The 11,078-nt window shown below is 35.6% G+C and carries 7 protein-coding genes; 5 read left to right on the top strand and 2 right to left on the bottom strand.

Going from position 1 to position 11,078, the window contains the following annotated elements:
- Window positions 1–443 precede the first annotated feature (443 nt).
- On the bottom strand, window positions 444–2,348 hold the full coding sequence (dnaK, locus tag JNL75_09370; GenBank protein ID MBL7790020.1) for a molecular chaperone DnaK: 1,905 nt from the start codon (window positions 2,346–2,348) through the stop codon (window positions 444–446).
- Between the two features lie 321 nt (window positions 2,349–2,669).
- Here dnaK and JNL75_09365 point away from each other — a divergent pair, with 321 nt between their 5' ends.
- The 5 genes from JNL75_09365 to trxA all read left to right on the top strand — a co-directional run bounded on the left by JNL75_09365 (window position 2,670) and on the right by trxA (window position 8,651).
- The gene (locus tag JNL75_09365; protein MBL7790019.1) at window positions 2,670–4,310 is read left to right on the top strand and encodes a gliding motility-associated C-terminal domain-containing protein; all 1,641 of its coding nucleotides are present in this window, start codon (window positions 2,670–2,672) and stop codon (window positions 4,308–4,310) included.
- A gap of 4 nt (window positions 4,311–4,314) precedes the next feature.
- Window positions 4,315–5,304: a PorP/SprF family type IX secretion system membrane protein gene (locus JNL75_09360; GenBank protein MBL7790018.1), complete on the top strand. Its 990-nt coding sequence runs from the start codon at window positions 4,315–4,317 to the stop codon at window positions 5,302–5,304.
- Between the two features lie 19 nt (window positions 5,305–5,323).
- Complete coding sequence (locus JNL75_09355; protein MBL7790017.1) at window positions 5,324–7,033, top strand: gliding motility-associated C-terminal domain-containing protein; 1,710 nt, start codon at window positions 5,324–5,326, stop codon at window positions 7,031–7,033.
- Window positions 7,034–7,042: 9 nt separating this feature from the next.
- On the top strand, window positions 7,043–8,068 hold the full coding sequence (locus tag JNL75_09350) for a PorP/SprF family type IX secretion system membrane protein (GenBank protein ID MBL7790016.1): 1,026 nt from the start codon (window positions 7,043–7,045) through the stop codon (window positions 8,066–8,068).
- Window positions 8,069–8,333: 265 nt separating this feature from the next.
- Window positions 8,334–8,651 (top strand): thioredoxin, encoded by a 318-nt coding sequence (gene trxA, locus JNL75_09345; protein ID MBL7790015.1) that lies wholly within the window; start codon window positions 8,334–8,336, stop codon window positions 8,649–8,651.
- A 37-nt stretch (window positions 8,652–8,688) separates the two neighbouring features.
- Here the strand turns inward: trxA and ppk1 are convergent, their stop codons facing one another.
- Window positions 8,689–10,773 (bottom strand): polyphosphate kinase 1, encoded by a 2,085-nt coding sequence (ppk1, locus tag JNL75_09340; GenBank protein MBL7790014.1) that lies wholly within the window; start codon window positions 10,771–10,773, stop codon window positions 8,689–8,691.
- Window positions 10,774–11,078 lie beyond the last annotated feature (305 nt).

The raw sequence follows: 11,078 nt of genomic DNA, 5'->3' as shown, positions 1-11,078 counted from the left end.
AAGTTATGTTCCTATAGACTCAAATGAGTATCAGGAAATAATTAAAAAAAATAAAATACATTATATCAATAAAACAATTGAGAAATATAAAATTGCAAAAGACTGTATACTAGCTAATTGAGGGGTAGTTAGATAGAATTATAATTTAAATATAGTCTAAATGATATTGGTATAATGCCTAAATACAACGAAACCTAACATTCATTATTGGACTATTTACTATTTATCGTCGGTATTAAATTAAATAGCCAATCAGTTTTATTGTAAAAGTTATACCAATAGCGGTTTTAAAATGGTCCAACCCATTTTAAAACCTTGCTATGGTAAATGCCGTAGCTGTATTTGTTTAGTGCAATGAGCCATGCGACATTGGACTATTACTAATACGCTTACGGTATTAGTAATAGTCCAATAACCTTAAACTTTTTACTCTCAACTCTTTACTACTTCACTTCTTCGAACTCGACATCTTCTGCATCTGCATTCGAATTTCCTCCTTGTTGCTGTTGACCATTGTTTGCTTGTTCTGAACCACCTTGTGCTTGTTGTGCTTTATATATATCTTCACTCGCAGCTGCCCACGCATCGTTTAGTGCCTTAGTCAAACCTTCGATTCCATCATAGTTTTTCTGATCCACAGCAGATTTTAGAGCATCTTTAGCGGACTCGATAGTAGATTTTTTATCAGCAGGAATTTTATCGCCGAATTCTGTCAATTGTTTTTCAGTCTGGAATACTAGACTATCTGCGGCATTCATCGCTTCAATTCTTTCTCTTTCTTTTTTATCCGTTTCTTCATTGGCCTTCGCTTCTGCTTTCATTTTTTCAATGTCCTCTTTTGACAACGAAGTAGAAGCTTCTATTCTAATGGACTGCTCTTTACCTGTTCCTTTATCTTTTGCTGATACTTTTACTATTCCATTGGCGTCAATATCGAAAGTAACCTCAATTTGAGGAACTCCTCTTGGAGCTGGTGGTATAGAATCCAAATGAAACTTACCCAAGGTTCTATTATCTGCTGCTTTGGTTCTTTCACCTTGCAGAATATGAATTTCTACTGACGGTTGATTATCTACAGCAGTGGTGAATACTTGAGATTTTTTCGTAGGTATGGTTGTATTGGAATCTATAATTCTCGTCATAACCGAACCCATAGTCTCGATACCTAACGAAAGAGGGGTTACATCTACTAGCACAATATCATCGGTGACATCACCACTGATAATTCCACCTTGAATAGCAGCACCCATAGCTACAACTTCATCTGGATTGACACCTTTTGAAGGCTTTTTCCCAAAGAATTGTTCGACCATTTCTGCTACCTTTGGTATTCGGGTAGACCCACCGACTAGAATTACTTCATCGATTTCATTAATAGTCATATTCGCATCTTTCAATGCTTGTTTGCAAGGTTCCAAGGTTCTCTGGAATAGGCTATCGGCTAGCTGTTCAAATTTTGCTCTTGACAATTTCTTCACCAAATGTTTAGGAACCCCATCTATTGCTGTGATATAAGGTAGATTAATTTCTGCCTCACTAGAACTTGATAATTCTATTTTTGTTTTTTCTGCAGCTTCTTTTAATCTTTGAAGTGCCATTGGATCTTTTCTTAAGTCTATGTTGTCAGAAGATTTAAACTCATCTGCTAACCAATCGATAATCACTTGATCAAAATCGTCACCACCTAGGTTAGTATCGCCATTCGTAGATTTTACCTCGAAAACTCCACCTCCTAAATCTAAGATAGAGACGTCAAAAGTACCACCACCTAGGTCGAAGACAGCAATTCGCATATCTTTTTCTTTTTTCTCCAATCCATAAGCTAGTGCTGCAGCAGTAGGCTCATTGACTATTCTCATAACCTTGAGACCAGCTATTTCTCCAGCCTCTTTAGTGGCTTGGCGCTGAGAGTCATTAAAATATGCGGGAACAGTAATCACCGCCTCTGTTACTTCAGTCCCTAAGAAATCCTCGGCAGACTTTTTCATTTTCTGAAGCACCATGGCGCTTATCTCTTGTGGCGAATACATTCTACCATCAATATCTATTTTTATGGAGTCATTGTCTCCTTTGACCACTTTATATGGCATCTTAGCAGCATCTTTCTCTTGTTCTGAGAATCTACTGCCTATGAATCGCTTGACGCTGTATAATGTCTTAGTTGGATTCGTAATAGCCTGACGCTTAGCAGGATCTCCTACTTTTCGTTCTCCATTTTCTAAAAAAGCTACAATCGAAGGTGTCGTTCTTCTACCTTCATCGTTAGCTATTACTACGGGCTCATTTCCTTCAATAACTGAAACACATGAGTTCGTAGTACCTAAATCTATTCCTATAATTTTTCCCATTTTGTTATGTTTTATTTTTATTATCATTACTACAATTGATATGCCAATGACAAAATGGCTAAATTTTGGCTATTTATATGACAAAATGAGCAAAATACACTTTTCGGATGGTCTAATTGGCACATAGTTATCAACTATAATTTAAGCCTTTCAAAACTGAGTAAGCCAATATGATTTTAATTACTATTAATAAATCCTCTAATTTTTTAAAATATTTTGTATCTTTGGTCGTTGGAATGTAGGGTTTGAAAGATGTGCTATGTCTTAATCTCACCTTCACCCGATTGAAAAATATTTATAAACGAAAGAAATTTATCAATAATGAGAAAAATTTTAATTCGAATTGTTGCCTTGTTACTAATATATTCTATATCAAACGAGATATACGCTTGTCCTTTTACAATCAACAAGACAGTTATTCAACCTACATGCGGTAGTAATGGACTTTTATCATTCTCATTAACCCCGCCACCATCTTCAGGAGCTAATTTCAAAGTTTATAGAGATGGGGTCTTCTTGGTCAGTATTAATGGGTCTCTAGCCAGTTTAAATTCATTGACACCAGGTACTTATAAAGTAGTCGTGACAGATAACAGCTCTGGGTGCAAGGATTCCTTGACAGACATTGTTTTAGACCCAGCTCAAAACGCACTCACTGTAAATTATTACATAGATAGTCCTCGCTGTGATACTTCTACCAATGGAAGACTTGCACTAAAGCTAATTCATGCGAACTATCCAGTGACCTACCAATGGAGCAAAGACGGGAATCCATTTACGAATAATGATTCTATTCTAAAACCAGCAATGAAAGGAAAGTATGCAGTTACAGTAGTCGATAATTCCAATTGTAGATTTGAAAGAGGAGATATGGAGGTGCATGAATTGAAAGGAAAGATGATAGCGATAGATACCATCGTTTTCCCTACTAGCTGTGATAGTCCTAATGGTAAAATTACAATCAATATCAAGGCTCGTCACTTTGATCCAAGTTCTTGGGATAAAGATATCCGATATAAATGGCTAAATAGGCCTGATCGAGATACATTTAATTTTATTGATTCTTTGCCTGCTGGAAAGTACACACTAGTTATCAATGATACCCTGAAGTGCTATCCTTTAGAAATAAAAGACATCGAAGTAAAGCAGAATCCAAAACCAAAAGCTATTATTCGAGGAACAGATACTCTTTGTGCGAATGTGGGCTTCGGAAAAATGGAAGTTTTCGTAACTCTAGGTGATAGCATGAATATGGTTTATAAATGGAATCAAGGGCAGGATACCAAAGTAGTAGAAGGATCAGCGATAGTGGCTGGTGATTATGAGTGTATAGTCACTGACAGGGCTGGGTGCCAAGATACCGCACGCTGGACTATTCACCCTTATCCAGAGAAGTTTATAACGATCGTACCAGAGTTTAAAGAGGTCTTAAAGTTGACACCTCAAATGCTCCGGATAGATAGTCCTATAGGATTGTACAATATCGTGTGGACTTCAATACCAGAGAAAAAATATGACTTATTGTCCAATAAAGATTCGGTTATTCGATCAAATAATGTTACTGAAAATACAACCTATTTTGTTGTAGCCAATTATGGTCCTAAATGCGAAACAAAAACCAATATTACCATAAAGGTAATTGAAAAGAATGATGTATTAAAGGAGGAAAACATTCCTAATATATTTACCCCAGGTGCTTTAAAAAATTCGAAGTATAAGTTAAAAGATCTGGATAATAATTTCGGTTCTGTTAAATTATTCAGCACCTTTGAGTTTAAGGTATATGATCGCTGGGGCAATATGATATATAATGCGGATAATGAAACATTTGAATGGGATGGAACTGATTCAAAAGGCCAAATAGTTATGAATGGTATTTATACCTATTTTATGAAATACAGTACGGTAGGTCAGCCTTTGGATTTGCAAATAAAGAAGGGAACAATTTTATTAGAAAGGTAATTGTATGAAGAAATTTAGTTTAGTTTTTAGTAGTATATTTTTAGCTCTAGGATTGTATTCGCAGGATGCAATCTTCTCACAATATTTTGCATCCCAGCCATATTTAAATCCAGCCATGACAGGTTTTTTTGATGGCAGTTATCGCATCAATGCACATTATAGAACCCAATGGACCAGTATTAGTTCGGGTGTGAATACTTATGGCGTTAATGGTGAATTAAAATTTGGAGACCATGAAGGAGAGAAGGACTATGTAGGGGCAGGAATTGCTATTTATAGAGATGACTTATATGGAAGACTGGCCAACAATACGGGCAGACTAAATCTAGCTTATCATAAACGACTCGGATATGGTGAAACTAAACATTACTTATCCATAGGAGCTAATTTGGGAATGGATTATAGACAGGTAAATACGAATCTGGTTTTTCCAGAAGAGCCTGTTAGTTTTCAACATGCGAACTTGTTTGTTCCTAATCTAGGACTTGGTTTAAATTATCAAATTGTGTTTCCAAGCTTTGCCAATGTCTTTTTAGGTGGGGCAGTTGATCATATTGTGTCTGATAAAATATCTATTTTTAATAGTAACGTACAAAATGACAAACGTATTACCGTTTATTCTTCGGGCAGACTTAGAGTGAATGATGCCGTGTACATTATACCTACTTTCTTATTTGCTAATCAAGCTGCACATAGACAAATAAATTTCGGCACAGCTGCTCAGCTTCTGATGCGTGAGTATTATGATAATAAAACCAACTTTCAAATCGGTGTTTATGGGAGATTGGGTAATCAAGGCTTTGACGCATTAATAGGTATGTTTAGATATGAAACTAGGGGTATTCAAGTAGGCCTCAGTTATGATCATGCCCTTACAGAGCTATCATCTGCTACTGGAGGCTTTGGTGCGCTAGAGTTAAGTCTAGGTTATATTGGTTTCATAGAAAAGGTCTTTAAGTCTAGAGCTGAGTGTCCAAATTTGAAAAACTTTTAAAAATTAGAATGATTACATAATGAAGATGATTAAATATCCCTTACTTGTTTTTTTAATTCTTTCTTTTCAGAACTGGCATGCACAAATAGCCATTGCGGATACCAATGTCTGTGGAAATACTCAAGTCCAGTTTAAGGATGTACATGTCATTCCTGTAGGAAAGACTGTGGTAAATCGCTACTGGGACTTTGATGGTGTCAATAAAGATACGACTGCAGAGGACAGTGTTTTTTTCGCTTTTGCGAATACGGTAGCTGGAAGTCAATTAACTGTTAGCTTAACAGTAGTCTATGACGATGCTAGTACAGCTAATTTTACTAGAATAGTAAGAGTTTGGGCTCTTCCTATAATTGACTCTTTTAAAGTGAATAGAAATATTACTTGCCCGAGTATTCTACCTAATTTGAGATTTGAAAGCTATGCACGTTTCGAACCGGGTAAAGGCGATTTTCTGACTAATGCTAGTGTTGAGTTTGGGGATCAGAATGCCGCAAATCCCAACCTCCCTATCGACAACAATATACTTCATGCATATGGGGCTATGGGCGTTTATAACGCCGTCTACACTGTTAGAGACAATAAAAACTGTGTCAGTAAGGCAAGTGTGCAAATAACGATAATCAAGCAGCCAGAAGTAAAATTTGTGCCTATTCAGCCTCGATGTAAAGATTCTCTGATTGTCTATGAAAATAGGACAGATGGAAGGGATACCACATGGAAATGGCAGTGGACTATTAAAGACAGTCTATATATAAAAGACACTTTAGGCAAGGATACTTTTGGAGGATTAGCAGTCGAAAAACCTTACTTTACACAAAATATTAACCATAAGCATCCATTTTATTCAAATTATAGAACTGCTATTGTCGTCCTAGAAGGGACTAATAAATATAACTGTTATGATGCGGATACACAGTATTTCAAAGTAGATACAACCCCTACTTTGGTCATTACCCCTCGTCAAGACACCACTATTTGCTTTGGGGAGAGTGTGCAATATACTACACGAGGCTCAGATACCATCTGGTACGGAAATTTTCAATGGGGAAATAAAATAAGTGGTGACTCCATCGTCTTATTTACACCGAGAAATACCACCACCTATAAGGTTTTAGGTAAGACTCCACAATGTCCACCCACGAGTAAGGATATAAAAATCACTGTGGTACAACCATTAGAGACCAAGGTAACGACAGAACCTCAATATATACTGCGTGGAGCAGTGAGCAGTATGAAGCTCATTACGAATGGCATTTTGGATAGCTTAAAATGGACTCCAGATTCTAGCCTGTCGCGGCCTAAATTTGACTCTACAGGTGCATCGCCGAAATTTACTACTACCTACAAGGTGAAATTATTCTATAGTCTAAATAATTATGTATGTTCGCAGGAAGACTCTGCCACTGTCTTTGTAAATACAGATTGTCAGGTAGACTCGTTGAAAATCCCTACAGCCTTCTCTCCAAATGGCGATGCGTTGAATGATGAATTTTATATTAAATCTTTTGCCTTAAAAACAATACTTTCCTTCAATGTTTATAATAGATGGGGAAACAATGTATTTAAAGTAGAAAATGTGCCGGCTGATGACAAGCAGTATTATTGGAATGGTAAAATTAATAATAACGGTGAAGATGTACCATTAGGCTTATATATCTATAATATATCTGCAGTCTGTAAAAATGATCAGATATTAAATTTTCAAGGAGAAATCACCGTACTTAGATAGTTCAAAAACATGAATAAATTGAAATTAGTTTTTTTTGTATTAATAGGCATTTTTGGCGTTTCGATAATGCATGGTCAAGATCTCATCTACTCTCAGTTCAATGCCATGCCTTTAGCAGTGAATCCCGCATTTGCAGGCAATAATGCTTGTAACTACAGGTTGTCAGCTATAGGACGCAGTCAATGGACAGGTGTTCAGAATGTGAGTTCATATAAATCAGGTACCATAGCTGGAGATTTTAACCTCAATAATGTATACAATGAACAGCTTAATCTTTGGGGTATGGGTTTAATGGCGTCTTATGATCAAGCAGGGGTAGGATCCTTTACTAATTTTAGTGTAATGGCAAATCTCGCCTATCATGCTCGTTTCGGGATGGAAGGTCAAAATTTTCTATCTTTTGGCATGGGATTAGGGCTAGGAAATAGAGGAGCCAATATAGGTAAATATACCTTTGCTAGCGAATTAGATGCCTTTGGTAGGCCTATTCCTAATATTACTTCCGGTGAAAGTTTTAATTCTAATTCTATTTTCTATCCTGAGGTTAATTTCGGAGCTTTAGTAACCTTGAATCCCAATGAAAACACAAATATCTATGGTGGAGCATCCATTATGCATTTATTGAGCCCCAATATCTCATTTACAAATAATGAATATAAATTACCCATGCGAGTAAATTTTCACGCAGGGGCGAATCTTTATAGAGGAGGTTTTTTCATATTGCCTACGGTCTATGTACAATATCAGCAGCATACAAATTATAATGTCGGAGGTTACTTTGGAACAACACTTGCGGCTGGTCATGAGACAAGAAATCCTATCATTGGATATTTAGGACTTTGGTACAAAAGTAGTGATGCCATAGTCCCAGCTGCCAGATTAGACGTGGGAAGAATGACTATAGCATTTAGCTACGACCTTCATATAGGGGGGGTATCTCAAAATTTAAGTGGAGTTAGCTCACCTGAATTATCCATTAACTTTTACGGATGTTTTAATAGAAGCTCTAAGCGCACGGGTTGCCCTTCTCTTTAACCCGAATCTTGCTTTTCAAAAACTTTGAATTGCAGACCGACGAAGAAAATCTAAACATTTTAGTAATATAATATGTAAGATTTTCTTGTCGGGGTTAACCCTGACAAACCAAAGGTTTCGTCAGCCCTTCGGGCAGATTTTGCATTTCAAGTGCAAAATCTGGGTTTAAGCAAATTTAAGGAACTAAGTCGGTTATTCTTTTGTTCGTTACATATTAATGCACAAATTTAGATGTATTAATGCTTAAATTTTTAAACAGAAAAAAATGGCAGTAGCAATAACAACAGAAAATTTTAAAGAACTAACAAGTAAAGAAAATGAGCTAGTAGTAGCTGATTTTTGGGCAGAGTGGTGTGGACCATGTAAGATGATAGGTCCTGTAATAGATGAACTTAGTCAAGAATTTGCAGGTAAAGCCACTATTGGCAAAGTCAATGTGGAAGAGCAAGGTGATTTAGCCGTGCAGTTCGGAGTTCGCAATATCCCTACAATACTTTTTATAAAAAATGGTGAAGTAGTTGATAAGCAAGTAGGGGCTGTGCCTAAAGCGGCATTAGTAGATTTAATAAATAAACATATCTGATTTTAGAATAGATAAAAATTATAGAGAAGGCAGATATTTATTTATCTGCCTTTTTTGTTATATAATCTTTTTCTAACCAATTATAGATTTCGATTTGACTTCGAATCTTCTTTTTAGCTCTAGATGCAGTGATTTTTGCATTACTCATATTGTCATTGTGCACTCTTGCTTTGACATTATCGGTTAGTTGTATATCTAAAAACTTCTTGACCTTTTCCAGAATCATCGTATCATATACAGGTGTTGCCACCTCTATTCTATAATCAAGATTTCTTACCATGAGATCTGCAGAACTTATATAGCACTCTTCATCACCATCATTTAGGAAGTATAAAATTCTTGCATGCTCTAAAAATTTATCTACAATACTGATAGCATGCAATTGCATATCTTTAGGGATATCTGTAGCTACGCAGCATATACCTCTAGCTATTATTTGTACATGAACACCTGCTTCTTTAGCTTTATATAGCGCATCTATGATTTCATCATCTACCAAACTATTCATTTTTATAGTGATTGCCGCCTTTTTGTGATTCAATGCATGCTTTGTCTCTCTTTGGATTTTTGATAGTATTTGGGCTCGCATAGAAAAAGGTGCCACTAAAAGGTGTTTAAACTTATAAGGCTTGTAGTATTCTAGGTAGTTAAACAACTTTCCTACCTCTACTGTTAGATTTTTATGAGTAGTAAATAAGCTCAAGTCACTATATATATCAGCAGTTACCTCATTGAAATTTCCAGTAGATATATTGCAATATTCCTTACGAATCTTACCAATTTTCTTTACTATGTAAACCATTTTAGCATGCACTTTGAGCTGAGGATGTCCGAAGATGACCTGAATGCCCTCTTCTATCATCTGATTCGCCCAAAATATGTTATTTGCCTCATCAAATCTAGCGGTAATCTCCATAATAACAGTTACCTTCTTCCCATTTTTCACTGCATTAGTCAAGATATTTACTATCTGAGATTTCGATGAAAGTCTATATAATGTCATTTTTATTTCTTCCACATAGGGATCGATAGATGCATCACGCAGAAAATCTAGTAGGTAGGTAAAAGAATTATATGGATAAAAAAGCATGACATCTTGTCTTTCTATGACTTCAAGCATACTTCGCTGTCCTTCCAGTTTGTAATTCGGCAAACTCTCGATTTTGGGATATCTGAGGTGTCTCAATCCGAACTCTGGGAATTGCATAAAGTCCTTGAAATTATGATATCTCCCGCTGAGTACAATATTACTCTTTGATATCTTAATCTTTTTTAAAAGAAAGGCTAACAAGTCTTCTGAAATAGTTTTGTCAGCTATAAAGCGCACGGGCTGTCCTCTCTTCCTTTGCATGAGAGACTTTGACATATAACTCAAATCTGATTTTGAAAAATCACTATCTAAATCTAATTCAGCGTCGCGTGTTAGTTTAATAGTAAAGGCCGCAGCTTCTTTTATATTAAAGACTTTATAAATTTCATCAAGATTTATTCGGATTAAATCGTCTAGCAGTATGACCCTATGTTCGCCTTTTCTTAGCGAAGGCAATTCTATAAATCTGCTAAAAAATTCGGTTGGAATTTCTATTAGGGAATAAACTTTCTTACCAGTTTGAAGTGTTAACTTTATAGCTAAATAAATCGATTGGTCTCGTAGATTAGGAAAGTTTTTATTTTCTCTTAGGATTAGAGGGGTAATACCTTTCTGGATATTTTTTTTAAAAAAATCCCTGCACCATATCAGTTGCTTTTCATTCAGTTCAGTTTCAGATAAAATCTGAATACCATGACTTTTCATTTCATTCTTAATATCATGAAAAGCAGTCGCAAAAATTTTCTCATCTTCCTTTAGCTTTTGATAGATTTGAGCGAGTATTTTTTTAGGGTTGTAATTGAGTTTCTCTATTTGTGCCTCCATTATTAATCTATGAAGTGTACCTACACGTACACGGAAAAATTCATCTAGATTGCTAGAATATATTCCTAAAAATCTCAATCGATCTAGAATAGGGACATTGCTATCGAGGGCTTCAAAGAGTACCCGTTCGTTAAATGCTAGCCAACTGAGCTCTCTATTGACTTTTGGTAGGGTATTTTCTAAATAATTTACTTTTAACTCGTTCACGACAGTTTTTAATGATTTGCAAAGCTAATAAACATAAATCTGCACACAAAGTTTGAGAGGTTAAAACAAGTTTAAATCTTTTTTTTAGCTAAAAAATTCACTCTAATTACTTGGTTTTATGCTTATTGCCCTCATGTCGAATAAATATTTAAAAAAAAGCTTGCTTATAAAAAATAAAAGTATTTATCTTTGCACTCCCATTCGGAAACGGACAGGGTTAAAAATCAAAGTGTAAGTCTTTCTGGTAGGCACATTGAGAAAAGAAAAGAGTTCATTGACATATAAGATAACAAAAGAAAAAAGGT

The organism is Chitinophagales bacterium (genome assembly GCA_016787225.1).
Taxonomy (GTDB): Bacteria; Bacteroidota; Bacteroidia; order Chitinophagales; family JADJOU01; genus CHPMRC01.
Note: the sequence above shows the minus strand (reverse complement) of the source record. Positions and strands in the feature narration are given on the sequence as shown.

Excerpts from the sequence above, each read along its gene's own strand:
- dnaK (MBL7790020.1), bottom strand. The coding sequence starts at position 2,348 with ATGGGAAAAATTATAGGAATAGATTTAGGTACTACGAACTCATGTGTT.
- JNL75_09365 (MBL7790019.1), top strand. The coding sequence starts at position 2,670 with ATGAGAAAAATTTTAATTCGAATTGTTGCCTTGTTACTAATATATTCT.
- JNL75_09360 (MBL7790018.1), top strand. The coding sequence starts at position 4,315 with ATGAAGAAATTTAGTTTAGTTTTTAGTAGTATATTTTTAGCTCTAGGA.
- JNL75_09350 (MBL7790016.1), top strand. The coding sequence starts at position 7,043 with ATGAATAAATTGAAATTAGTTTTTTTTGTATTAATAGGCATTTTTGGC.
- trxA (MBL7790015.1), top strand. The coding sequence starts at position 8,334 with ATGGCAGTAGCAATAACAACAGAAAATTTTAAAGAACTAACAAGTAAA.
- JNL75_09355 (MBL7790017.1), top strand. The coding sequence starts at position 5,324 with ATGAAGATGATTAAATATCCCTTACTTGTTTTTTTAATTCTTTCTTTT.